The 23,442-nt window shown below is 56.6% G+C and carries 24 protein-coding genes; 13 read left to right on the top strand and 11 right to left on the bottom strand.

Features of this window, described 5'->3' with window-relative positions:
- A partial coding sequence (locus tag E1297_RS36170) for a hypothetical protein (RefSeq protein WP_209016214.1) occupies positions 1-267 on the bottom strand: 267 nt, incomplete at its 3' end.
- Between the two features lie 271 nt (positions 268-538).
- On the opposite strand from E1297_RS36170, the gene leuC reads away from it, so the two are divergent.
- From leuC to leuD, 4 genes are all read left to right on the top strand, one after another.
- Positions 539-1,942: a 3-isopropylmalate dehydratase large subunit gene (gene leuC, locus E1297_RS36180; RefSeq protein WP_155146766.1), complete on the top strand. Its 1,404-nt coding sequence runs from the start codon at positions 539-541 to the stop codon at positions 1,940-1,942.
- A 104-nt stretch (positions 1,943-2,046) separates the two neighbouring features.
- Positions 2,047-2,694: a class I SAM-dependent methyltransferase gene (locus E1297_RS36185; protein ID WP_196223478.1), complete on the top strand. Its 648-nt coding sequence runs from the start codon at positions 2,047-2,049 to the stop codon at positions 2,692-2,694.
- A 142-nt stretch (positions 2,695-2,836) separates the two neighbouring features.
- Positions 2,837-3,388, top strand: coding sequence for an HdeD family acid-resistance protein (locus tag E1297_RS36190; RefSeq protein WP_155146770.1), 552 nt, complete (start codon positions 2,837-2,839; stop codon positions 3,386-3,388).
- 42 nt (positions 3,389-3,430) lie between these two features.
- Complete coding sequence (gene leuD, locus E1297_RS36195; protein ID WP_155146772.1) at positions 3,431-4,036, top strand: 3-isopropylmalate dehydratase small subunit; 606 nt, start codon at positions 3,431-3,433, stop codon at positions 4,034-4,036.
- Positions 4,037-4,156: 120 nt separating this feature from the next.
- Here leuD and E1297_RS49295 read toward each other — a convergent pair whose 3' ends face one another.
- Entirely contained in the window at positions 4,157-4,408 is a 252-nt protein-coding gene (locus tag E1297_RS49295; RefSeq protein ID WP_196223482.1) for a hypothetical protein, read from the bottom strand.
- Between E1297_RS49295 and E1297_RS36200 the strand changes: the two genes are divergently transcribed.
- Entirely contained in the window at positions 4,389-5,177 is a 789-nt protein-coding gene (locus tag E1297_RS36200; protein WP_209016215.1) for a hypothetical protein, read from the top strand. The two genes, E1297_RS49295 and E1297_RS36200, sit on opposite strands and share 20 nt — an antisense overlap.
- A complete protein-coding gene (locus tag E1297_RS36205; RefSeq protein WP_155146774.1) occupies positions 5,174-6,208 on the top strand; it encodes an endonuclease/exonuclease/phosphatase family protein in 1,035 nt (344 codons plus the stop codon). The genes E1297_RS36200 and E1297_RS36205 overlap by 4 nt, the downstream gene beginning before the upstream one ends.
- Here the strand turns inward: E1297_RS36205 and E1297_RS36210 are convergent.
- Complete coding sequence (locus E1297_RS36210; protein ID WP_209016216.1) at positions 6,205-7,131, bottom strand: sugar nucleotide-binding protein; 927 nt, start codon at positions 7,129-7,131, stop codon at positions 6,205-6,207. The two genes, E1297_RS36205 and E1297_RS36210, sit on opposite strands and share 4 nt — an antisense overlap.
- A 116-nt stretch (positions 7,132-7,247) precedes the next feature.
- Here E1297_RS36210 and E1297_RS36215 point away from each other — a divergent pair, with 116 nt between their 5' ends.
- Complete coding sequence (locus E1297_RS36215) at positions 7,248-8,108, top strand: LysR family transcriptional regulator (protein ID WP_244328006.1); 861 nt, start codon at positions 7,248-7,250, stop codon at positions 8,106-8,108.
- 6 nt (positions 8,109-8,114) lie between these two features.
- Here the strand turns inward: E1297_RS36215 and E1297_RS36220 are convergent, their stop codons facing one another.
- Complete coding sequence (locus E1297_RS36220; protein WP_155146778.1) at positions 8,115-8,642, bottom strand: redoxin domain-containing protein; 528 nt, start codon at positions 8,640-8,642, stop codon at positions 8,115-8,117.
- A gap of 91 nt (positions 8,643-8,733) precedes the next feature.
- On the opposite strand from E1297_RS36220, the gene leuB reads away from it, so the two are divergent.
- On the top strand, positions 8,734-9,837 hold the full coding sequence (leuB, locus tag E1297_RS36225) for a 3-isopropylmalate dehydrogenase (RefSeq protein ID WP_155146780.1): 1,104 nt from the start codon (positions 8,734-8,736) through the stop codon (positions 9,835-9,837).
- A gap of 51 nt (positions 9,838-9,888) precedes the next feature.
- Here leuB and E1297_RS36230 read toward each other — a convergent pair whose 3' ends face one another.
- On the bottom strand, positions 9,889-12,081 hold the full coding sequence (locus tag E1297_RS36230) for a transglycosylase domain-containing protein (RefSeq protein WP_155146782.1): 2,193 nt from the start codon (positions 12,079-12,081) through the stop codon (positions 9,889-9,891).
- A gap of 257 nt (positions 12,082-12,338) precedes the next feature.
- On the opposite strand from E1297_RS36230, the gene E1297_RS36235 reads away from it, so the two are divergent.
- Together E1297_RS36235 and E1297_RS36240 are read left to right on the top strand one after the other, a co-directional pair.
- Complete coding sequence (locus tag E1297_RS36235; protein ID WP_170336579.1) at positions 12,339-12,677, top strand: P-II family nitrogen regulator; 339 nt, start codon at positions 12,339-12,341, stop codon at positions 12,675-12,677.
- 32 nt (positions 12,678-12,709) lie between these two features.
- The gene (locus tag E1297_RS36240; RefSeq protein ID WP_155146784.1) at positions 12,710-14,035 is read left to right on the top strand and encodes an ammonium transporter; all 1,326 of its coding nucleotides are present in this window, start codon (positions 12,710-12,712) and stop codon (positions 14,033-14,035) included.
- Between the two features lie 52 nt (positions 14,036-14,087).
- Here the strand turns inward: E1297_RS36240 and E1297_RS36245 are convergent, their stop codons facing one another.
- The 5 genes from E1297_RS36245 to E1297_RS36265 form a co-directional block, all read right to left on the bottom strand.
- Positions 14,088-15,128 carry a patatin-like phospholipase family protein gene (locus tag E1297_RS36245; RefSeq protein ID WP_196223479.1) on the bottom strand — a complete coding sequence of 347 codons (1,041 nt, stop codon included), beginning with the start codon at positions 15,126-15,128 and terminating at the stop codon, positions 14,088-14,090.
- Between the two features lie 228 nt (positions 15,129-15,356).
- A complete protein-coding gene (locus E1297_RS36250) occupies positions 15,357-16,541 on the bottom strand; it encodes an amino acid aminotransferase (RefSeq protein WP_155146788.1) in 1,185 nt (394 codons plus the stop codon).
- Positions 16,541-17,395, bottom strand: a complete 855-nt coding sequence (sseA, locus tag E1297_RS36255) for a 3-mercaptopyruvate sulfurtransferase (RefSeq protein ID WP_155146790.1) — start codon at positions 17,393-17,395, stop codon at positions 16,541-16,543. Before sseA ends, E1297_RS36250 begins: the two co-directional genes overlap by 1 nt.
- 94 nt (positions 17,396-17,489) lie before the next feature.
- Positions 17,490-17,759 carry a hypothetical protein gene (locus E1297_RS36260; protein WP_155146792.1) on the bottom strand — a complete coding sequence of 90 codons (270 nt, stop codon included), beginning with the start codon at positions 17,757-17,759 and terminating at the stop codon, positions 17,490-17,492.
- A 35-nt stretch (positions 17,760-17,794) separates the two neighbouring features.
- Complete coding sequence (locus E1297_RS36265; protein WP_155146794.1) at positions 17,795-18,358, bottom strand: helix-turn-helix domain-containing protein; 564 nt, start codon at positions 18,356-18,358, stop codon at positions 17,795-17,797.
- Positions 18,359-18,464: 106 nt separating this feature from the next.
- On the opposite strand from E1297_RS36265, the gene ilvD reads away from it, so the two are divergent.
- Both ilvD and E1297_RS36275 read left to right on the top strand, forming a co-directional pair.
- Entirely contained in the window at positions 18,465-20,297 is a 1,833-nt protein-coding gene (gene ilvD, locus E1297_RS36270) for a dihydroxy-acid dehydratase (protein ID WP_155146796.1), read from the top strand.
- 115 nt (positions 20,298-20,412) lie between these two features.
- Positions 20,413-20,859: an NUDIX hydrolase gene (locus E1297_RS36275; RefSeq protein WP_155146797.1), complete on the top strand. Its 447-nt coding sequence runs from the start codon at positions 20,413-20,415 to the stop codon at positions 20,857-20,859.
- Between the two features lies 1 nt (position 20,860).
- On the opposite strand, the gene E1297_RS36280 is transcribed toward E1297_RS36275, so the two are convergent.
- Positions 20,861-21,679 (bottom strand): sulfotransferase family protein, encoded by an 819-nt coding sequence (locus E1297_RS36280; protein WP_155146799.1) that lies wholly within the window; start codon positions 21,677-21,679, stop codon positions 20,861-20,863.
- Between the two features lie 143 nt (positions 21,680-21,822).
- Between E1297_RS36280 and E1297_RS36285 the strand changes: the two genes are divergently transcribed.
- Positions 21,823-23,400: a DUF5928 domain-containing protein gene (locus E1297_RS36285; RefSeq protein ID WP_155146802.1), complete on the top strand. Its 1,578-nt coding sequence runs from the start codon at positions 21,823-21,825 to the stop codon at positions 23,398-23,400.
- Positions 23,401-23,442 lie beyond the last annotated feature (42 nt).

Consider the following 23,442-nt stretch of genomic DNA (forward strand, 5'->3'; position numbering starts at 1 on the left):
TGTCAGGCGACGCATCAGTTGGACCAGTGTGCGCAAACGCCATTTTGGCCAGCCCGTGCGCGCGCGCGCCCACGCCTCCCAACGCTTTTGCGTCAGCAGTCGCAGGACAAAGGCCAGCGCCCATAGGAACAGGATGATGATCAACTGGTACTGTCGCCACCCCGGTGTCACGACCAGTTCAATCAGGTTTTCAAACTGCGAGGAAAAGGCCAAAGCCATGTTTTCATAAAGATCAGACAGCGATTCCGGCAACAGATCCTGGTTCATGCGCATCTCCTGCTGGTTAGCTTGGAGACCGATGCGTCCTGATGCAAGCCCAAGCTACCGGTCTACAGGTATGCGGGATTGATCCTTGATTGACGCGAAGCTGCGATATATCTGGGGCGCATGAGACTCAATGTGGCCCAACTCCAGAATCTGGAAGACCGCGCGCGGTTGCGTGAACGGTTCTTTGGGGCTGCCCGCACGGTCCTGGCCCGCCTATCGGCGGCCTGAGCCACCTCGCCAGCTATTTCTCATTACATACGGGAGAGGACCTATGTCCCCCAAAACGCTCTATGACAAGATCTGGGATGCCCATGTCGCGCACGAAGCCGATGATGGCACCTGCCTGCTTTATATCGACCGTCACCTGGTGCACGAAGTCACCAGCCCACAGGCCTTTGAAGGCCTGCGCATGGCGGGTCGTAAAGTACGTGCACCGGAAAAGACCATCGCCGTCCCGGATCACAACGTGCCCACCACACCTGACCGGGTGAACGGGATCGAAAACCCGGAATCGCGCATTCAGGTCGAAGCGCTGGATAAGAACGCCAAGGATTTTGGCATTCACTACTACCCTGTGCATGACGTGCGTCAGGGCATCGTCCACATCGTCGGCCCCGAGCAAGGCTGGACCCTGCCCGGCATGACCGTTGTGTGCGGCGACAGCCACACCGCCACCCACGGCGCGTTTGGTGCACTGGCCCACGGCATCGGCACGTCCGAGGTTGAGCATGTTCTGGCCACGCAGACCCTGATCCAGAAGAAGTCCAAAAACATGAAGGTGGAAATCACCGGCAAACTGCAGCCGGGCGTGACCGCCAAGGACATCACTCTGGCCGTGATCGGCGAGACCGGTACCGCCGGCGGCACCGGCTACGTCATCGAATATTGCGGCGAAGCGATCCGCGATCTGTCGATGGAAGGCCGCATGACCGTCTGCAACATGGCGATCGAAGGCGGCGCACGCGCGGGCCTTATCGCCCCTGACGAGACCACCTTTGAATATGTCAAAGGCCGTCCCCATGCACCGAAAGGTGCCCAGTGGGAAGCGGCGATGGATTGGTGGAAAACGCTTTATACCGACGAAGACGCGCATTTCGACAAGGTCATCACCCTGCGCGGCGAAGACATCGCGCCGGTCGTCACCTGGGGCACCAGCCCCGAAGACGTGCTGCCGATCACCGCAACCGTGCCGAACCCCGAAGATTTCGAGGGCGGCAAGGTCGACGCAGCCCGCCGTTCGATCGAATACATGGGTCTGGAAGCCGGTCAGAAGCTGAGCGATGTCGAAATCGACACCGTCTTCATCGGCTCGTGCACCAACGGCCGTATCGAAGACCTGCGCGCTGCGGCTGAAATCCTGAAGGGCAAAAAGATCAAGGACGGTCTGCGCGCTATGGTCGTGCCGGGCTCGGGTCTTGTTCGCGCTCAGGCCGAAGAAGAAGGCCTTGCCGAAATCTTCAAAGAGGCCGGATTCGAATGGCGTCTGGCGGGATGTTCGATGTGTCTGGCGATGAACCCCGATCAGTTGCAACCGGGCGAGCGATGTGCCGCGACCTCGAACCGCAACTTCGAGGGCCGTCAGGGCCGGGGCGGACGCACCCATCTGCTGAGCCCCGCAATGGCGGCCGCTGCGGCAATCACAGGACGGCTGACAGACGTACGGACTCTGATATGATGCACGTGTTTGCAGGGACGTGCCCGATCTGCGAGCAACCGTCAAAATTTCGTTCAGAACACGATTGGCTCCGCGATTTTCTTCTGTGCTCAAATTGCGGATCCTTGCCGAGAGAACGTGCGCTGGCCTGGTGCCTTCACCACTTCATTCCGGACTGGCGTTCCATGGTGATCCATGAATGCTCACCTGCCGAACGAGGCATTTCAGTTCGGATGATGAAAGAAGCCCCAGGCTATATCGGCTCGCACTACTATTCGGATGTGCCGCGCGGTCAGAAGAATGGTCCGTACCAGTCGGAAAATCTTGAGCAACTGACTTTTGAGGACAACTCGATCGACATTCACTGCCATTTGGACGTTTTGGAGCATGTGAATGATCCCGGTGCATGTTTTACCGAAATGATGCGAACGCTGAAGCCAGGAGGGTTCATCATTTTCACCACCCCGGTTTATGAAACCAAAGCCACGACAGAGAGGCGCGCCTGGATCAGGGAAGATGGTGTGGAGCATCTGTTCGAGCCAGAGTACCACGGTAATCCGATCGACAATGAAGGCGCCGCGGTAACGTTCCACTTTGGCAACGACCTGTCCAGCCTGATCCTGAACTGGGCGCCGGGTGCATCGGTGCGTCAGGTCAGGTTGAACGACGCCAGCATCGGCGTACTGGGGGAGTTTCGGGATGTTTTTGTCGTGCAAAAACCCGACCCGAACCCTCCGGGAATTGTGACCCGAGTGCGCAATTGGCTCAGGTGAAGATGTGCTAAGTCACTCCAATCGATATTGCAGCCCGCGTGATGGCGCGAGACGATACAAGAGAGAGTTAAGGATGGTTGGCAGAAACATCAAATCTAACGTAAGCTACCCTCATATCTAGATATTTGAGGGAGAGACTGAAATGAGTGATTGGGTCAAATGGCTCCTGCTGGGGCTACTATCCATAGCGTTTGGCATCTTTGTGCTGGGCGCACCTGTTGTTGCATCCATTGCAGTAACAGTGGTGACTGGCGTGCTGCTGCTGATATCAGGCGTGCTGCAGGTTGTTGGCGGCTTCACCGTTGAAGGTACGGGAAATAAGATCCTGTCCTTCATCATGGGTGCCGTAATGCTGTTTCTCGGGTGGTCGTTCCTCGATAACCCGTTGGAAGGCACACTGACGCTGGCGACGGTGGTTCTGATCCTGTTCATGGCAGGCGGTATTGCCCGGATCTTCCTCTCATTTCAGATGCGCGGAACGTCTTTTTTCTGGCCCACACTGATCTCGGGCATCTTGTCGATTATCCTCGCAGGTATCATCTGGAGTTATGCCGCAGAAGAACCTGCGGTACTGTTCCAGCTTCTTGGTATTTTGCTGGGCATCGAGATGCTGTTCAACGGGTTCGGTTTGGTCTTCATGGCGTTCTTCGTCAAAAACGCACCTAACGAAACGACAGAAGCGAAAGAAGCTTAAACGCGGGGCATGGGCGCGGCCCTCTCCCGCAGGAGTGTAGACATGGAAAAGTTCGACAAAGTCCACGGGGTGGCCGCCCCAATGCCGCTGATCAATATCGACACAGATATGATCATTCCGAAAGTACACCTGAAAACGATCAAACGGTCCGGCCTTGGCGTCGTGCTGTTTGACGAGATGCGCTATCACGATCATGGCGGCGAGAATGAGGAGTTTGTTCTGAACAAACCCGCTTATCGCAATACCGAGATTCTGGTGGCCGGCGACAATTTTGGGTGTGGTTCGTCACGGGAACACGCCCCTTGGGCAATCAAGGATTTCGGCATCAAGGTCGTAATCTCGACCAGCTTTGCTGACATCTTCTTCAACAACTGCTTCAAGAACGGCATCCTACCCATCGTGGTCGAAGAAGAGCATCATGTGATCCTGATGGAAGACGCCCACAAGGGCGAGAACGCCCGCATGACCGTGCATCTGGAAGATCAGCAGATCACTACATCAGACGGCGTGGTAATCGAGTTTGAAATTGATCCCCATCGCAAACATTGCCTGCTGAATGGTCTGGATGATATCGGCCTGACAATGGAAAAAGATCACCACATCGACAAGTTTGAAGATCATGCAAGTCAGGCCCGCCCCTGGGTTTGATTCTAGGCAGATACAACTTATGGGGGTCGCTTAGGCGGCCCTTTTCTTATTCTTGGGTGTAAAATATAAGCAACCACAACATGTAGCGGTGCATTCTGAATACACGTCATCTATGCGTCATCAATGATGCAAAGCCGCACCAGTTTTGCCATCATTTTGCCCGAAATCAGGTGTTTCCTGCCGCTTGGCTTGAGGTTTGAGCGGATAACCGCCAGTGTTGGCGATAAATTGGCAACCGTCGAAATGATGGGCACAAGTTGGAACGAAGTCGGCGAAGAATCGACTAGTCCAGTTTGAAAGGGTTCGGATAGTGATTGCACGCACCACGGGGGCGGCGATACGCGGATTATTGGTGGCACTTCTTGTGCTCACCCCTGCGTTGTATCTCCCGACATCGACGTCGAATGGGACCGAGATTGTTGTCTTTCTCGCCATCCTCGCGTTTATCCTGACTTTTGCTGAATACAATTCGGCCTTTCCCAGCTTTATTGAATTTCGTGATGCGCCCCCGGTGAATCGCCTGCGTTTTGTCGGACTGATGTCGATGGTGTCGTTCCTGACGCTGATCTGTAAAAACGCCTACGCTCCTACAGAATTGACCAGTTCGATTTATTCCGTTGGCCTGGCCGTCGCTGCTGTGGTCGACTTTCCGTATTCACCCGTTCGATTGGTGGTATTGATGTTGCCCGCCGGTGCAAGTCAGCCGTTGATTGAATTGGTCCGGATTTCTGCCAGCGTCGCTTATGTGGCTGCTTTGGTGACGATCGCCAGCTTTGCATACGCGGTAAAAATGCGCGGTTGGCCGGTTGGAAATGGCGCGTTCAATGTCTGGACCAATCTGCCGCTTTTCGACCCGACCAAAGGTGGAGACGTGGTCACGCGTCTGCGCAGGGATGGAAAACTGAACATTTCGCTTGGCGTTCTGCTGCCTTTCCTGATTCCGGCGCTGATCAAGATTACAACCGACTATGTAGACCCCCTGTCGCTCAGTAATCCACAAACACTGATCTGGACATTAAGCGCCTGGGCCTTCCTGCCCGCCAGCATGATCATGCGAGGCATGGCTACGCTCCGTATTGCGGGTTTGATCGTCGAAAAACGCCGCGCCTATTCTACTGCCGAGACAACTCAGACTGCATGATCCGGTACCTGATCCTGTTGCTGCTGCCCCTGGCGGCACAGGCGGACCCCCTGCGCGTAGCAAGCTTTAACACTGAACTCAGCCGCGATGGGCCCGGTGTTTTGCTGCGCGATATTGAACGTGATGATCCGCAGGTCATGGCTGTTGTCGGTGTCCTTGCAGCGATTCAGCCCGATGTAGTCGCGTTGCAGGGTATAGACTGGGACTACAACAATCTCGCCCTCACAGCACTGACTGCAAAACTCAAAGCTGCGGGACTGGATTATGCCTACAGCTTTTCTGCGCAGCCAAATTCGGGATTGGCCACAGGCGTTGATCTGGATGGTGATGGCAAATCCGAGGGCCCAGGTGACGCGCAGGGTTGGGGACGGTTTACCGGCCAAGGCGGTTTGGCTGTACTCTCGCGCTTCCCAATCCTGACAGACGATATCGCTGATTATTCAACGACCCTTTGGAGGGATGTCCCCGGCGCCCAACTGCCGGTCTCAGACGGTTTGCCGTTTCCATCTGAACAGGCGCAATCAATCCAACGGCTCTCATCAACAGCGCATTGGGTAATACCGATTGATGCGCCCGGAGGCAGGTTTGACTTGATGACCTTTCACGCCAGCCCACCGGTCTTTGACGGACCTGAGGATAGAAACGGCTTGCGCAACCGGGATGAGATCCGGTTTTGGTCGCTTTTGCTTGATAGCGATATTGGTACAGCCCCAGCCGGCCGGTTTGTGATCGCCGGGGATGCGAATCTCGACCCCGACCAAGGTGATGGTCACAACAGCGCAATCCGGAATCTCTTGGCCGATCCACATCTGCAGGATCCAGAACCCCGAGATTCAACCGGATCTGCGACAACGGTGGCCTGGAAAGGCGTTGGCGAGATGCGCGTTGACTATGTACTGCCTTCAGCCGATTGGCAGGTGGAGCATTCGGGGATCTACTGGACTGATGAGACAGGGAAACAGGTCGAGGCTGCCGCCACCGCAAGCAGACATCGCCTGATCTGGGTCGACCTATCAATCCGACAAAATTAGTGCACCTGCGTCACCACCTCTGCTTTCAGGGGCCTGTTCGGAGACAAACCATCTGCTGGTTGCAGAATGGGGGGGATTGAGGTCGACAAGGCGACCTCCAGATCCGTCGATTGAAAATCGCCAACCAGCTCGTCAAAAAAACTCCCGTCCAGTCGATGCGGAACATCCCAAAGATAGCGCATCTCAAGCAGATGCGGAGCTAACCGCCAGAATGGGCGGGCGAGCCGAAGAGGCCACCATTGCATGCGCTTCAATGTTAGCTCTTTACCGGTGGCCCGTGAAAGCCCACGCATCAGGTCGTTCCCTGTCAGTGTGTAACCCGCAAATGGAACGTCACTGAACCGTGGCAGTTCCGCCCTCATCTCAGCCAGTGCAACAGCCGCACGCGCAAGATCGGGCAGGTAGGCCCAGGCATGAGGAATTTCGGGGTTACCGGGATACACAAACCGGCCACGTGCAAGCTGCTTGCTCATGACCTGATCGAACCAGTTTCCCGATGCTGTAGTGTCGATGAAGTCTCCGGCCCTCAAAACAATGGTGCGAACCGACGAGGCGCGGTAGGCTTCCTCCATATCGATCCTGATCCGCCCAAGGGGGTTGGTGGCCATATGGGGTGTAGATGCCGACCATGGTCCGGGCGTCTCAGCCCCGAAGACATACACATTCCCCGGAACGATCACTGTAGAGCCACTGGCTGAGGCAGCCTCGATCACCTGCCGGTGCAGGTCCGGCACCATTTTGGCCCAATCGGGGTAAAGCGGGTTCCAGCCATTCACGATCACATCGACACCCTGCGCGGACGTCATCAGATTGTTGGTCTTGCGATCAAAACGGCGTACGTCCCAGCCGGCGCTGCGAAATGCGTCTTCGGCATTCCGGCCAAACCGGCCAGAGGCCCCCAGAATAAGAACTGATTGAGTCATGACGCCCTCCTTTTGCCCCGAACCTAGGCATTCAAAAGGTTTGGGGAATTGTCGAAATTCGCAGATCATGTATTCATCTGTGTATGGACAGAACACTTACTCTCTCAGACTGGTCATTGATCCAGAGTTTTCTTGCGGTTGCAGATTCCGGATCGCTGTCAGCAGCTGCCCGAGAGCTTGGGCGCAGCCAGCCCACGCTGGGTCGCCAGATTCAAATCCTTGAAAGCGAGTTGGGTGTTTCTCTCTTTGACCGCCATGCCCGGGGCTTGAAACTCAGCCAGGTGGGTACGCAGCTATTGCCAATGGCGCAGCAAATGCACGAAGCAATGAGCGCTTTCAGCCTGACCGCCGCCGGGCAATCCCAACAACTCGAAGGGTCTGTCAGGATCACAGCTTCGGTTTTCGCCTCGCATCATTTGCTTCCCCCGATTCTGGCCGAGATCCGTAAACAAGAACCCGCGATACAGTTAGAACTTGTCGCGACAGATGTGACAGAGAACCTGCTTTATCGCGAAGCGGACATCGCCGTGCGTATGTATCGTCCGGAACAGATGGATATCATCTCTCGCTATCTTGGGGATGTTCCTTTGTGTTTTTGTGCCGCTACATCCTATCTGGACCGCGCCGGGCGCCCGACGACACCTCAGGAACTGTTTGACCATGATCTCGTCGGATTCGACGCCAACGAAGAGATCATTTCAAAGATGCGCGAAAAGGGATGGCCTGTTGGCAAGGACAGCTTTGCCACGCGATGCGATCTGCAAAGCGCATATTGGGAACTGGTCCGGGCAGGCTGCGGTATTGGCTTCAGTCAGGTGAAAGTAGCCCAGGCTGATCCAGCCGTAGAAATCCTGCAACTGGATGTCGATATCCCTATTCTACCCGTTTGGCTTGCTGCGCCTCAGGCGATGCGACAGACCCCACGCATACGCAGGGTCTGGGATCTACTGGCCGAAGGCTTGAAGGCCAGCCTCTGAGCGTATTCAGAGCGCGCCTGTGTACGTGCCACGCGGGGGATACTTGTTGTCCAGCGCGTATTTGATTCCACCCTTGATGTCGGCGATGGATGGACGGCCGAACGGGGTCGATTGCTGCCACGCAAAATAAAGCGATCGGTCAGGTGCAATATAGAAATGCCCCGGCTCCGCAAAGAATGGCGCCTCAGCCGTACCTTCACGACCCTTGGACAAGTACAGGCCCCAGTCATCTCGCGCCGCCGCTAATGGCAGGCTGTGCCCGACACGCAAACGCGAAGTGCCCGCCTTTTCTACCGTTTCAGCCGCGCGCTCGGCGGTGTCGGTGCTCAGCACGATCACTTCGATGCCCAGATCCGCGAAGTCATCCAACGCTGCTTCGACCTCACCCATCTGGCGGATACAGATCGGGCAATGCAGGCCGCGATACTGAATCACCAGCGTCCCGTTTTCACCTTTGTCCGCATCCAGATCAAAGCTGCCATGTGCCACGGTTTCGATTTTCAGTTCAGGAACGGGATTTCCCGGTATCAACATGTGTTTTCCTCGTGTTTTGGCCGGATCGTCTCATTGACCCGATGCGGCGCAGACGCTAGGGCCTTTGCTGTAAAACGCAAGGAGACCCTTCATGTCCAACCCCTCGCTCCTCATCCTGCCCGGAGACGGAATTGGCCCGGAAGTTATGGCCGAAGTGCGCAAAATCATCGATTGGTTCGGCGCCAATCGCGGACTTCAATTTGACGTGAGCGAGGACCTCGTAGGCGGCGCCGCCTATGATGCCCATGGCAAGCCACTATCGGACGAGACCATGGCCAAGGCACAAGAGGCAGATGCTGTTCTGCTGGGTGCCGTAGGTGGACCGAAGTATGACGATCTGGACTTCAGCCTCAAGCCCGAGCGCGGACTGCTGCGCCTGCGCAAGGAAATGGACCTGTATTCGAACCTGCGTCCGGCCCAGTGCTTTGACGCGCTTGCCGATTTCTCATCGCTGAAAAAGGATGTGGTGGCCGGTCTGGACATCATGATCGTGCGCGAACTGACTTCGGGTGTATATTTCGGCGAGCCGCGTGGTATCTTCGAAGAAGGCAACGAGCGTGTGGGCATCAATACCCAGCGTTACACCGAATCCGAGATCGAGCGCGCAGCACGTTCGGCTTTCGAACTGGCCATGCGCCGGGGCAAAAAGCTCTGCTCGATGGAAAAAGCCAATGTGATGGAATCAGGTATCCTGTGGCGCGAAGTCGTGAATCGTGTCGCGGCTGATTATCCTGAGGTCGAGCTGTCTCACATGTATGCCGACAACGGCGCAATGCAGCTGGTTCGCGCGCCCAAGCAGTTCGACGTGATCCTGACCGACAACTTGTTCGGTGACATCCTGTCCGACTGCGCCGCGATGCTGACCGGGTCGCTGGGCATGCTGCCATCCGCCTCGCTGGGCGCACCGATGGCCAATGGTCGGCCAAAGGCGCTGTATGAACCCGTACATGGTTCCGCTCCGGACATTGCTGGTCAAGGCAAGGCGAACCCAATCGCCTGTATCCTCAGCTTTGCGATGGCGCTGCGCTACAGCTTTGATCAGGGTGAAGAGGCAGATCGCCTCGAAGCCGCTGTCGAGAAAGTTCTGGCTGATGGCGTTCGCACCGGTGACCTGCTGGCGGATGAGGGTGTCGAGCCTGTTTCGACCACAGAGATGGGCGACGCCATTGTTGCTGCGCTGAACGAAAGTCTCTGACCCAATAGTCAGGCAGCGCTACACGCGCTGCCTGCCCTTCAGGCCTGAACATCAGTTCCTGCCGAAAATATCCTTCAACAGATTATCGACTGCCTTGGCAAATCCGCCGCCACCTTGCCGGCGCCGTTGCTGCGTTGGTTGTGCCACCTGAACTGGGGGCTCTGGGGCCAGCATGGGCAGTGGTGTCGGGGTCATCCCATCGGTCACGCGCAGCATGGTCTCTCTCCAGATTTCAGCTGGCAAGCCGCCACCGGTCACGCCCGACAAGGGTGTGTTATCGTCATAGCCCATCCAGACACCGGCCACGTAATCCGCCGTAAAGCCGATGAACCAGGCATCCCGTGCCGCCTGTGTTGTCCCGGTTTTACCTGCCACCTGCCATCCAGGCAGCTTCGCCCGTTGCCCGGTGCCCTGGGACACGACGCGCTCCATCATCCATGTGAGTTGTTTGGCGGCATCATCCCGGATCACACGCTCTCCGATCCCGGTCGTGGTCACCATGACCGGTGTCTCATCTCCCAGCAATTTCAGCTCGGTCAGGCCATAAGGTTCCACCGATGATCCACCATTCAGGATACCGGCATACGCCCCCGTCATCTCGATCAGAGTGCTTTCTGACGCGCCCAGCGCCAGCGCCGGCCCCTCAGCCAAGTCACTGGCAATTCCGAACTGACTGGCGACAGTCCGGACATTGTCCAGACCCGAGATATCGGCCACCTTCACCGCTGGAATATTCAGCGAGTTCTTTAACGCATCGGCCAGCGTCACACGCCCATAATATTTGTTGGTGTAGTTCTTTGGGCACCACTGACCCGATCCGGGAATGTTCCAGCAAGTGGGCTCATCCACCACAGTATCCAATGGCGAATACCCCAGTTCCAGTGCTGTCGCGTAGACAAATGGTTTGAAGGAAGATCCGGTCTGGCGCAAAGCCTGCGTGGCCCGGTTGAATGCGCCTGAGACGCGGGTCTTTCGACCGCCAACCATGGCGCGCACGGCACCGTCGGCCGACATTACAACAATTGCAGCCTGCGCCTTGGACCCTTCGCGAACCTTCTCCTGAAATATGAACTGCAGGGCCTCTTCAGCTGATTTCTGCAGGCGCTGGTCCAGAGTGGTCCGGATCACCACATCTTCGGTTGTATTGCGGGTAAAGAACTCGGGCCCACTGGCCATGACCCAGTCGGCAAAGTAGCCGCCAGCCCTTGCAGCTGCTGCCTCTGACAACTGCGCCGGGTTACTGCGCGCTGTGCTGGCCTGAGAGGCAGTCAGATAGCCCTGATCCTCCATCAGCCCAATCACAAGGCGTGCGCGATCCTGCGACCGCTGCAGGTTATTGGTTGGGGCGTAGCGCGTCGGCGCAACAAGAAGACCTGCCAGCATCGCAGCCTCAGCCGGATTAACCTCGGCCGCTGATTTACCAAAGTAACGCTGGCTCGCAGCTTCGAAGCCGCGGGCACCTGCTCCAAGGAATGCGCGGTTCAGATAAACAGTCAGAACCTCATCCTTGGAGTATTTGACCTCCATCGCCATCGCATAGATGGCTTCTTTGGCTTTACGCCACAGCGATCCCTGACGGCAGTCTGCCTCATAGGCTGCCTCAGATTCCCATTGATCCGGCTCATATGGCACACCTAGGCACAGCAACTTGGCGGTCTGTTGCGTGATGGTCGAGCCGCCATGCCCTGACAGCGGTCCACGCCCTTCGCTCAGGTTGATGCGAACGGCGCTGGCAACACCACGCGGACTGACGCCAAAGTGCCGATAGAAACGCTTATCTTCGGTCGCGATCACCGCGTTCTTTAAGTGGGGCGAAACCGTATCCGCAGTAATTACACCGCCGAACTGGTCCCCGCGCCACGCAAAGACCTTGCCATCGCGATCCAGCAACGTGACCGATCCGCGCGCGCGTCCATCCAACAGGGCATCCACATCCGGCAGAGATGAGTAAACGATCCCCACCGCGAGCGCGATGAGCAGTGCTGCAATCGCCCCGACACGCCAGGTCAGGCCCCAGATCAGTCGCCAGATCCAGCGGAACAGACGGCGGAAGATCCCTCCGCCATTACCACCAGAGCCCTTACTGGTTTTCTTGCGTGCGGTCTTGCGCGTTGTTGTTTTGCGCGCAGTCGCTTTCTTGCCCGCCGGTTTGGCAACACGTTTGGACGCCGTGGGCTTGCGCCCTTTCGACGGGTATCTTTTATCCGCGACCAGTGTCGCTTTGCGGCGCTTGGACTCAGTCATGCTCAACTCTGCCCGATTATGCTTTTGCGTCACCATACCGTGGCTGCGCGGGCATGTAGAGGTGTGATTTTCCGGTATTTCCCCTCTCACATGCGCCTAATTTTTGAACATATCACACGTTTTGTGCAAAAATTGTGCAACTTCACGCTGTTTTACCCGGCGTCGAATGGGTGAGTCCGTTCCTTACGACGTCAGGTCGCGCTCTTTTTCTGCAGGTGCAAACAAACCGGCCTGCCCGGAAAGCAGAGGGGAAAGACGTGAAACTGATCATTGCGACAATCAAGCCGTTCAAGCTGGAGGAGGTGCGCGAGGCACTGACCGATGCAGGGGTGCGCGGCATGATGGTGACCGAGATCAAGGGCTTTGGCTCGCAATCGGGACACACGGAAATCTATCGCGGGGCTGAATACGCCGTGAACTTCGTACCCAAGATCAAGCTCGAGATCGTGGTGCCCGCCACCATGGCTGACCAGATCGTCGAGACCATCACCAAAACCGCCAAAACCGGCAAGATCGGTGACGGCAAGATTTTCGTCCTTGATGTCGAGCAGGCCCTGCGCGTGCGGACCGGGGAAACGAACGAAGAGGCGCTGTAAGCGCCGCCACTCAAATCATTCGAGGAAGTCACATGAACCTGATGAAATCTCTCATCCCTGCCGCCGCGATCGTCGCGTTGCCGCAGATGGGCTTTGCGCAAGAGGCCGCCGCTGGCGAGACCGCGCAGCATACGCAATACATCCTGACCTCGCTGCTGTTTCTGGTCGGCGGCTTTCTGGTGTTCTGGATGGCCGCAGGCTTCGCCATGCTCGAAGCCGGTCTGGTACGCTCCAAGAACGTGGCCATGCAGCTGATCAAGAACATGGGCCTGTTTTCGTTTGCGGCCATCATGTACTGGCTGGTTGGCTTCAACCTGATGTATCCGGGCGATGGCTGGACCATCACAGGCGTTCTTGGCGCGTTTTCGCCAACATCTCTGGAACCCGTTGGCCTTGATGGTGTCGAGACCGATCTGTCCTACGCTTCGGTAGGCTCGGATTTCTTCTTCCAGCTGATGTTCTGCGCCACCACCGCATCGATCGTTTCGGGCACCGTGGCCGAGCGGATCAAACTGTGGCCCTTCTTCATCTTCGTGATCGTCCTGACGGGCATCATCTACCCGATCGAAGCATCCTGGCAGTGGGGTGGCGGCTGGCTGTCCGAGATGGGCTTTAGCGATTTCGCAGGCTCGACCCTGGTGCACGCCGCAGGTGGTTTCGCAGCGCTGGCAGGTGCCATTGTGCTTGGCCCTCGTATCGGCAAGTACAACAAGGATGGCAAAGTGGTTCCGATCCCCGGCTCGAACCTCGCGCTGGCAACTCTGGGTACATTCATCCTGTGGCTGGGCTGGTTCGGCTTTAACGGCGGCTCGCAGCTTGCGATGGGCACCATTGGTGACATGGCCGACATCAGCCGCATCTTTGCCAATACCAACATGGCAGCCGCAGCGGGTGCCGTTGCAGCGCTGATTCTGACACAGCTGATGTATGGCAAGGTCGACCTCACCATGGTTCTGAACGGCGCACTGGCCGGTCTGGTCTCGATCACCGCCGAACCTCTGGCTCCGTCGCTGTTCCAGGCGCTGATCATCGGTGCCGTCGGTGGCGTGATCGTTGTCCTGACCGTTCCAATGCTGGACCGCATGAAGATCGACGACGTTGTTGGCGCAATCCCGGTTCACCTAATCGCGGGCTTCTGGGGCACTTTCATCGTGGCGTGGACCAATGGTGATGCATCCTTTGTGACCCAGATCATCGGCTTCGCTGCCATCGGTGTCTTCGTCTTCGTGGTCAGCTTCATCCTGTTCTCGATCCTCAAGGCAACCGTTGGCCTGCGGGTTGGCGAGGAAGAAGAGATCAATGGTCTGGATATGGGTGAGTTGGGTATGGAAGCGTACCCTGAGTTCTCGAGAAGCTAAAGCCATCTCAACTTGAGCAAATGAATACGCCGGGCCTGATGGTCCGGCGTTTTCAGTAAAGCGAACTCACGTCATACAGCCAGGCGTCTTTTTGCTGCCCGGCGAACCGGCCCAGAGCAAACAGTTTCGTCATATAGTCCTTATCGAAGGCTTCCTCAGGCTGAACATCAAACTCGACCGGTATCCACGTCAGGTTTGTCACCAAACCGTCCCTCGCGCCCTGTTCAACGATCCGCTCGATATCTCCAATGCTCTGCGCCCTGATCAGCAATTCGAACGCGCGCTGAGCAACGGCAGTGGCGTTTTCGGCCTGCGGCGCGTAGTGCGCCTCAAGCTTCTTGTTGTGAATTACCCAAATGCGATTCTGACGCCCGCTCAGGCCTGAACGCCTGAGCAGTTTGCGCATTTCTATCCCATGTGGATAAGCAAACACCTCGCGCGTGAGCCCGCCATCGACATGCAGTTCTTCGCGCAGGATGTCACCATCGGTGACCGAGATGGAAACGGGCTCAAACACAACAGGGATAGAGGCAGAAGCCAGCACGACCTGACGAATTAGCTGGCGCGATTCTTCGGTACCGATCATCGCTATAGCGCCGATGTCCCAGGTTACCGGACGTTCGGCGTCGATGTTTGTCGTTCCGACAAAAAGACGGCGACCTTTGGCATGTTCCTGCGCAATCTTGTTGATCACGTCATCTGAAAGCTCACGCTCGATTGCCGCCCGCAGAGGGGTTGTTTTTGCAAGAAACCCCTTGCCGAACAAGGCACCGCCAAGGTCAAGGCGCACGACATCCCGCGTCGTGGATTGCGTATAGAACCGTTCGATCCGATCGTCGTACTCAGGTCCGAGAAAGGCAAATGGTGCAATCAACGCACCCGTAGAAATTCCCGTGACAATATCAAATTTTGGTCTGTTTCCCGAAGCGGTCCAACCGTTCAGCACACCGGCCCCATACGCTCCGTGCTGCCCCCCACCAGATAGGGCAAGAATGTTCACGCCGCGGGTTCGGGGAACCTGTGTCAGAGCAGCGCGATAGCTGGCGATGCGGGCCGGGTTGGATTGCGAGAATTCATCTTCGTATTCTCTCACGTCCTGATCTGCGCCAGCAGGATAAAATTGCTCGTACCGGTCAGCAGGCGGAGCAATCTCATCCCTTGGATATGAAGCTTCACAGGCCGCAACAGCAAGTATTGAGGCGACCAGACATAAAGAACGGAGCGACTGCAAGACAGAGATCCTATCCGGAGTTTGTGACAACGGCTTCCGGACAGGACCGTCTGCCTTTACGTGCGCTTTTGTTCCTCCGTGACGGAGTTGTTATGCTCCAACATCAACAATCGCCTGAGCCAGAATAGGGACCGTCGTCGCGTTCAGCCCGGCAATGTTCATGCGGCTGTCACCGACCATGTAAATACCGTGTTCAACGCGCAGCTTCTCGACCAGTTCAGGCGACGCACCAAGACGCGAGAACATGCCGCGGTGCTGTGCAAGAAATCCGAAACGGTCCGAGCCGCTCAGCCGCTGCAGCTCATCGGCCAGTTGCTGGCGCAGACCCAGCATTGACAAGCGCACCTCTTCCAGCTCGGTTGCCCAGTCTTCGCGCAGTGCCTCGTCCATCAGGATCGTGGTGACAACACGCGCGCCGTGGTCCGGAGGGAACGAATAGTTCTGCCGGTTCAGGAAAGCCAGCGTTCCCTGATTCAGAGCTGTTTGCCCTGCATCCGCACTGACAGCCATCAGCAGACCCGTCCGCTCGCGATAGACACCAAAGTTCTTGGAGCATGAGGCGGCGATCAGGCATTCCTTGACCGACGAGGCCACCAGACGCGTGGCTTGTGCGTCTTCGGTCAGACCATCACCAAAGCCTTGATAGGCAATGTCGATCATTGCGACGAGGCCGCGCTCGTTGATCAGGTTCACCACTTCCTGCCATTGCACCATGTTCAGGTTTGCACCTGTCGGGTTGTGGCAGCATCCATGCAGCAGGACAACATCACCTGCATTGGCAGTTTTGAGGTCTTCGATCATACCATCGAAATCAACACCGCGGGTTTCACCATCAAAATAGCGATACTGCACTGTTTCGATGCCCAGATAGTTCAGGATCGACAAGTGGTTTGGCCATGTTGGGTTCGAAACGAACACACGTGCCGAAGGATTGGCCATACGGATCAGTTCGAACGCCTGACGACATGCACCTGTCCCGCCCGGTGTTGCCACAGCACCGATATTGCCGCGTGCAACAGATGTACCCAAAATCAGGCCAATCATCACGTCGGCAAAAGCCGGATCGCCCGCAAGCCCGGTATAGGCCTTGGTTTCCTGTTCTTCCCAAATGCGTTTCTCGGCTGCCTTCACCGCACGCTTGATCGGTGTCAGGCCATCGGCGTTCTTGTAAACACCGACACCCAGGTCGATCTTCTGATCGCGCGGATCCTCGCGATACATTTGCATCAGCGCCAGAATCTTGTCAGCTGGCTGCGGCTTGAGAAATTCGAACATCAGTTCTCTCCGGTTGCGACGGGCAGGGTCGGGAAGGCACCCCATTCGGCCCAGGAGCCGTCATAAAGCGAATGGTCTTTTTTGCCGATGCGCTCAAGCGCAAGGCTGAGGATGGCAGCAGTCACGCCTGATCCGCAGGACGTGATAGCCGGTTTGGTCAGGTCTACGCCCGCGGCTTCGAACACTGCACGGCAATCCTCGGGCGATTTCATCGTACCGTTCTTGTTCAGCAAATTGCCAAAGGGTACATTGCGCGACCCCGGAATGTGACCCGAACGCAGACCTTCGCGCGGCTCAACCCCGGTTCCGGCAAAACGATCGGCAGAGCGCGCGTCAATAATTTCATGATCCGCCAGCTTGGCTGCAGCCGATACCTGAGTCACATCGCGCACCAGATGGTTTTGAACCCGAACGGTCATGTGGCGATCCCGGATCACCGGGGGCAAATCCTCGATCTCACGTCCTTCGGCCTGCCACTTGGGCATGCCCCCATCCAAGACAGCAATGTTCTCTTGCCCCATGAGGCGAAACAGCCACCAGACCCGTGCAGCAGACATCAGCCCGGCGCCATCATAGACCACCACCTGATGTCCGTCGCCCACACCCATGGCCCGCAGGCGCGACATGAATTTCTCGACCGGGGGCGCCATGTGCGGCAGGTCCGAGCGGTGATCGGAAATGTCATCGATATCGAAAAACCGTGCACCGGGGATGTGACCGGCCTCATACTCGGCCTTTGCGTCTCGCCCCTGCTGCGGCAAATACCAAGACCCATCCAGAATCCGCAGATCCGGGTCCTTGAGATGAGCGGCAAGCCATTCGGTAGAAACGAGGGTTTTCGGATCGTCCTGCATCAAAGCCTCCCCTAAGCGAGCTTGAGTTGTCCCTATACGCGCGTTGATGCGGGTTCAAGACTGGATGGCGCTACCAATCCAGATCATGTCGCATTCAATTGGCGCGGCGCAATCTGATGAACTGAACTATCCCGATGATGCTGATCACGATCCAAAAGCATTCGATGAGCATCGAAGCCAGATTGAAGTTCTGCAACAGCGAGTAAACGATCAGAACGGACCCGGCCAGATTGAGGATCGGAAAGGCCAGATCATCGGAATTCATCATCCGCATCTGTGTCGCAAAGTAAGCGGTCACAACGACCATGGCGCCAAATGAGCCGACAGCGTCGGCCAAAGTCAGACTGTCAAGAAAAGCGGCCATCGCCTGCCTCCGGATGGAATTGATGTTTTATGGGATCAGGCGACCGGCGCTGCTGTAGCCGGTTGCCCATAGTGGTGCATGTTCAGAAAGGCTGCACCGGTGGCCCCGGCCCGGTAGCCGTGTGGCAAATCAGCGGCAAACCGCAGACCCTGCCCAGCCTGTAGCGGAACCCAATCACCGTCACGCAGAACGTCCAGCGTTCCGTTCAGAACAAACACTTCTTCGGTTACCCCCGTCGCATGGGCAGCCGATTCATGGCTCTGGTTTGGGGAAAGCTCGACATGAAAGGTTTCGGCCCCGAGCGCGGGATCATAGGGAAAGACGATCTTGACTTCGATACTGCCTGGGAAGGTTACCGTGCGGAAAACATCGGCATCAGCCGGATCGCGCATCGCAGCAGGCCCGATCAGGGCGCTCAGCGGCATCTGGAACCCTTTTGCGATCTTCCAAAGTGTCGCAATCGTCGGGCTCGATTCGCCGCGTTCGATCTGGCCAAGCATGGCCTTGCTGACCCCGGTCATGTCAGCGACCTTGGACAGGCTCAGCCCCGAGGCCGCCCGCACGTCCCTTAGTTTCAGCGTAATTTCATCCGGTGCCATCTTGTCGTCTCTCGAATCCTCTTGTGCGTTATAGCGCACATGTGGTACGTGCGCTATAACGTACGCACCCCGAATATCGCAACCGGGGCAAAAGGGAAACAGCATCATGCCAATGTACCGATCCAGAACCTCAACCCATGGCCGCAACATGGCCGGTGCCCGTGGCCTGTGGCGCGCCACCGGTATGCAGGATGACGATTTCGGCAAACCGATCATCGCCATCGTCAACTCGTTCACCCAGTTTGTGCCCGGCCACGTGCACCTGAAGGATCTGGGCCAGATGGTCGCGCGCGAGGTTGAGGCCGCAGGCGGTGTGGCGAAAGAGTTCAACACCATCGCGGTGGATGATGGTATCGCCATGGGTCATGACGGGATGTTGTACTCGCTGCCCTCGCGTGAGGTCATCGCGGATTCGGTTGAATACATGGTCAACGCACACTGCGCCGATGCGATGGTGTGTATCTCGAACTGTGACAAGATCACCCCCGGCATGCTGATGGCCGCCATGCGCCTGAACATCCCCGCAATCTTCGTCTCGGGCGGCCCGATGGAAGCCGGCAAGATCGACATCGCCGATCTGGACGTCAAAAAAATCGACCTCGTAGATGCGATGGTTGCGGCGGCCAACGAAAACTACACCGATGAGCAGGTCCAGCACATCGAAGAAAACGCCTGCCCGACCTGTGGTTCGTGCTCGGGCATGTTCACCGCCAACTCGATGAACTGTCTGGCCGAAGCTCTGGGTCTGGCGTTGCCGGGCAACGGCTCAACCCTGGCCACGCATGCTGACCGCAAGAACCTGTTCCTTGAAGCCGGGCGCCGGATCGTCGAAATCACCAAACGGCACTACGATCTGGATGAAAAAGGCTTCCTTCCCCGCGAAATCGCCACGTTCGACGCGTTTGAAAACGCCATGAGCCTTGATATCGCCATGGGCGGATCGACCAACACGGTACTGCACCTGCTGGCCATCGCGCATGAGGGCGAAGTGCACTTCACCATGTCCGACATGGATCGCCTCAGCCGCAAGGTGCCATGCCTGTGTAAGGTCGCACCCAATACCGAGAACGTTCACATGGAGGACGTGCACCGCGCCGGTGGTATCTTCTCGATCCTCGGCGAGCTTAGCCGCGCCGGACTGTTGCATGAACATTGCAGCACCGTGCATTCGGCCACGATGGGCGAGGCGATTGCCAATTGGGACATCAAGATTGCTAACAACCCGGCGGCGCAGGACTTGTTCAAGGCCGCGCCGGGTGGCGTGCGCACGACACAGGCCTTCAGCCAGTCGAACCGGTACAAAGAACTGGACACCGACCGTGAAGGCGGCGTGATCCGGTCCAAGGAGCACGCGTTCAGCCAAGACGGCGGTCTGGCGGTTCTGTTCGGCAACATCGCGCGCGACGGCTGCATTGTGAAAACTGCGGGTGTGGATGCAAATATCCTGCAGTTCACCGGCTCGGCCTATGTCTGCGAAAGTCAGGATCAGGCGGTTAACGACATCCTGACGGGCAAGGTCAAAGAAGGTGACGTGGTGGTGATCCGCTATGAAGGCCCGCGTGGCGGACCGGGTATGCAGGAAATGCTATATCCGACGTCCTACCTGAAATCCAAAGGTCTGGGCAAAGCCTGTGCGCTGCTGACAGACGGTCGCTTCTCAGGCGGTACATCGGGCCTTTCGATTGGTCACGTTTCGCCCGAAGCGGCAGAAGGTGGTGAGATCGGACTGGTCAAGAACGGCGACAAGATCGAGATCGACATCCCAAACCGCACAATCCATCTGGCCGTGTCAGACGAAGAACTGGCCGCGCGACGCGAAGAGCAGGATGAAAAGGGCTGGGTGCCCACTGAACCACGCAAGCGCAAAGTGTCCACCGCGCTCAAAGCATACGCCAAGCTGACGACAAGCGCTGCAAAAGGTGCTGTGCGTCAAGTGTAACGAAGCGGTTTCCAACCCAACAAAACTGCAATAGCTTGAAAGGCCTCGCTAACACGAATAGCGAGGCCTTTCTCTTTTGCATTCAATGATATCCATAGAAAGCTCGGTGAAAACCATGACATTCTGGCGCCCGCATAACGGTATCCGCGTCAAAGCCATAGGCTTGCATTGGCGGGAGGACAGGCTCCTCGCTGCCGAAGTTCCGGATGACGCCGGCCGTATCAAGGGCGTGCGTCCCTTAGGTGGATCGGTCGAATTCGGCGAAACATGGCACGACGCGCTGAAACGTGAGTTCAGGGAAGAGCTTAATGTGGCGATAGAAATCAGTGGACAACCGCTGGTGATCGAGAATCTCTACCAGCACGAAGGTCATCAGGGGCATGAGATTATCTTCGTGGCCGAGATCCAGTGCCCGGAACTTTTGAGTTTGCCCGATACCTCGATTTCATTCGCGGAAGATGATGGTCAGAGCTGGACGGCAGGTTGGTTCAGTCTGGATACCCTGGATATTGGCGGCCCGGAGCTCTACCCCACAGGCCTGAAAGATCACCTGCTCCGTTAACTCAGTCGCCAAGTTTGGCGTGAACCTCATCCAGATCAATCTCGCCAATCGGCATCTTGTTGGCAGGGTTTTCGAAATCGTATTTGAACAGCTCGAAATCATGTTTGTAGATTTCGTAGACCAGATGCATCGACAGGTCGTCAAAATAGTCTTCGACCGGATGTGCACGTTTTGGCCCGTGGCCTTCGGATTCGTTAAAGCGCGGAATTTCCGACAAGGTCACGGCGTTGGGTGTTTCGACATGGCTGAGCACGTCCTGCATCCCATCGTTGAATTTCTCGGTCCAGAAAATTCGGTCATACCGCCCGCCATTCACGATGAAGGTCGATACGTGCCCGGACATGGCTGACCAGTGAATGTCCGGGTCCATCGGACGACGCCAGCGGATGGTATCACGCGCAAACAGCAAAAAACGGCGAAAGCTGGCGATCTGATCGAATTCACCTTTACCGTCGTCTCCGCCGACTTCGATCCCGTAGTTGTAGATCAGCGTTGGAACCAGATTCCCGCGATACCGCTTACCGTTACGCTGAATGCCGCAGATCTTGTCAAAAAACGAACTCAGAATGCGGGTATAGGGATTGCGGACACAGGTGAAGGCATATGAGGTATGAGATCGCACATTGCTGGAAATCGAATCCTGACTGGAGTCGAACGCCCATTTGTGCATCCCGTCCTTGGCGTCATGGATATCACCGTCAAAAAACTGACCATGATCAGAGTAATACATGATCTGGCCGATGGTTGAGCAGGCGCATTTAGGCACAACACGGTAGACCATGCTCTCACTCTCGGTCATCCATGTACCGGGAAAACCCATCTGCAATGCCTCCTGAGCTGTCCGGGTCTCAAGTTGACGCGTCAGCGTTTGGCCCCAAACAAGCAAAATTATTCTGTTTATTCAATCGCTCATCCTCAGTATCACGGTTGGAAACGGGCAGAAACAGGAATTACGTTCGACTTATGGCAAAGATTGCCTACATTTTGCTGTGTCACAAAGACCCTGATGCGATCATCTCGCAGGCCGAGCAGCTGACCGCAGCTGGCGATTGCATGGCCATCCATTTCGATGCGCGCTCAAGTGATGCTGATTACGACCGCATCCGCACTGCCCTGAAGGACAATCCAAACGTGACCTTCGCGACCCGGCGCATCAAATGCGGGTGGGGGGAATGGTCACTGGTCCAGGCGACCTTGTATGCTTTGCAGGCCGCGGTTGATGCTTTCCCTCGCGCGACGCATTTCTACATGCTGTCGGGCGACTGCATGGCGATCAAGACAGCCGAGTATGCCCACCGTTTTCTTGATCAAAACGACAGGGATTTCATCGAAAGTCACGATTTCTTCGAAAGCGACTGGATCAAAACCGGTATGAAAGAAGACCGGCTGATCTACAGACACTACTTCAATGAACGCACGCAAAGCGGGCGGTTCTATGCCTCGTTCGAATTGCAAAAGCGCTTTGGCCTGACGCGGGATATTCCGCATGACATTCAGGTCATGATCGGCAGCCAATGGTGGTGTCTGCGCAGGCGAACCGTTGAAATGATCCTTGATTTCCTGCGTCAACGCCGCGATGTCATCAAGTTCTTCTCGACCACCTGGATACCGGATGAGACATTTTTTCAAACCCTTGTCCGACATCTGATCCCAAAGCATGAGATCGACAATCGCACACTGACGTTCCTAATGTTCTCGGACTACGGAATGCCCGTGACGTTCTACAACGATCACTACGATATGCTGCTGGGACAGGATTACCTGTTTGCACGCAAGATCAGCCCCGAGGCTCATGATCTGAAAGAAAAGCTGGGCCAGCTGTACTCAAGTGAAGGGGTCGATTTTCAGATCTCGGACGAAGGTCGTAACCTTTACAGCTTTCTTGCAGGACGTGGGCGTGTTGGCCGAAGGTTCGGGCAACGGTTCTGGGAAACCGGGAACACATTGGGGGCCGAGCGTGAACTGTTTCTGATTGTCTGCAAGAAATGGCACGTGGCCAAGCGTCTGGTTGATCAGATTGCATCCGAGACGGATATTCCATGTGTCGAGTATCTGTTCAATGAGCAGGATACACCGCTGCCCGATCTGGGGGGTATCGAAACCACGTTGCTCAAGCGATCACGGCACAGGCGCGCTGTAATTCAAATGCTGTTCGATCACTTTGAGACAGACCAATTGGTGGTGTGTGTTGATCCCTCGAACGCAGACATCGTTCAGGATTTCTGCGCGGACCAGTCCAAAACCCACGTGCTGGAGATCGAGTGCGAATATTCCGACGAGTATCTGGTTGGACATGCGCGCCGCGTCGGACTTGCCGGAGAGAGCACACCAGCCGAAACGGTTGAGCGGCTATTGCCGACTATACGCAACGATATGGCCTACGAATCCGAACAAATCCGTAATGCCGGTACCGAACAGTACCTGCGCATTCGGGAAACAGCGGATCGTACTGAGAACGAAGCCACAATCGCTGAATTTCTGGATGTATCGGAAGAAAAAGCTCAGGCCGTTATGCGGCTTGATTACCTGTTTGTGGATTGAATTCCCAAATAAACCGGCGGCGCAAGTTAGCGCCGCCGGATA

The organism is Roseibium sp. RKSG952 (genome assembly GCF_009711355.1).

Coding starts and splice junctions, on each gene's coding strand:
- leuC (WP_155146766.1), top strand. CDS start 539: ATGTCCCCCAAAACGCTCTATGACAAGATCTGGGATGCCCATGTCGCG.
- E1297_RS36190 (WP_155146770.1), top strand. CDS start 2,837: ATGAGTGATTGGGTCAAATGGCTCCTGCTGGGGCTACTATCCATAGCG.
- leuD (WP_155146772.1), top strand. CDS start 3,431: ATGGAAAAGTTCGACAAAGTCCACGGGGTGGCCGCCCCAATGCCGCTG.
- E1297_RS36205 (WP_155146774.1), top strand. CDS start 5,174: ATGATCCGGTACCTGATCCTGTTGCTGCTGCCCCTGGCGGCACAGGCG.
- E1297_RS36210 (WP_209016216.1), bottom strand. CDS start 7,131: ATGACTCAATCAGTTCTTATTCTGGGGGCCTCTGGCCGGTTTGGCCGG.
- E1297_RS36220 (WP_155146778.1), bottom strand. CDS start 8,642: ATGTTGATACCGGGAAATCCCGTTCCTGAACTGAAAATCGAAACCGTG.
- leuB (WP_155146780.1), top strand. CDS start 8,734: ATGTCCAACCCCTCGCTCCTCATCCTGCCCGGAGACGGAATTGGCCCG.
- E1297_RS36230 (WP_155146782.1), bottom strand. CDS start 12,081: ATGACTGAGTCCAAGCGCCGCAAAGCGACACTGGTCGCGGATAAAAGA.
- E1297_RS36240 (WP_155146784.1), top strand. CDS start 12,710: ATGAACCTGATGAAATCTCTCATCCCTGCCGCCGCGATCGTCGCGTTG.
- E1297_RS36250 (WP_155146788.1), bottom strand. CDS start 16,541: ATGTTCGAATTTCTCAAGCCGCAGCCAGCTGACAAGATTCTGGCGCTG.
- sseA (WP_155146790.1), bottom strand. CDS start 17,395: ATGCAGGACGATCCGAAAACCCTCGTTTCTACCGAATGGCTTGCCGCT.
- E1297_RS36260 (WP_155146792.1), bottom strand. CDS start 17,759: ATGGCCGCTTTTCTTGACAGTCTGACTTTGGCCGACGCTGTCGGCTCA.
- E1297_RS36265 (WP_155146794.1), bottom strand. CDS start 18,358: ATGGCACCGGATGAAATTACGCTGAAACTAAGGGACGTGCGGGCGGCC.
- ilvD (WP_155146796.1), top strand. CDS start 18,465: ATGCCAATGTACCGATCCAGAACCTCAACCCATGGCCGCAACATGGCC.
- E1297_RS36275 (WP_155146797.1), top strand. CDS start 20,413: ATGACATTCTGGCGCCCGCATAACGGTATCCGCGTCAAAGCCATAGGC.
- E1297_RS36280 (WP_155146799.1), bottom strand. CDS start 21,679: ATGGGTTTTCCCGGTACATGGATGACCGAGAGTGAGAGCATGGTCTAC.
- E1297_RS36285 (WP_155146802.1), top strand. CDS start 21,823: ATGGCAAAGATTGCCTACATTTTGCTGTGTCACAAAGACCCTGATGCG.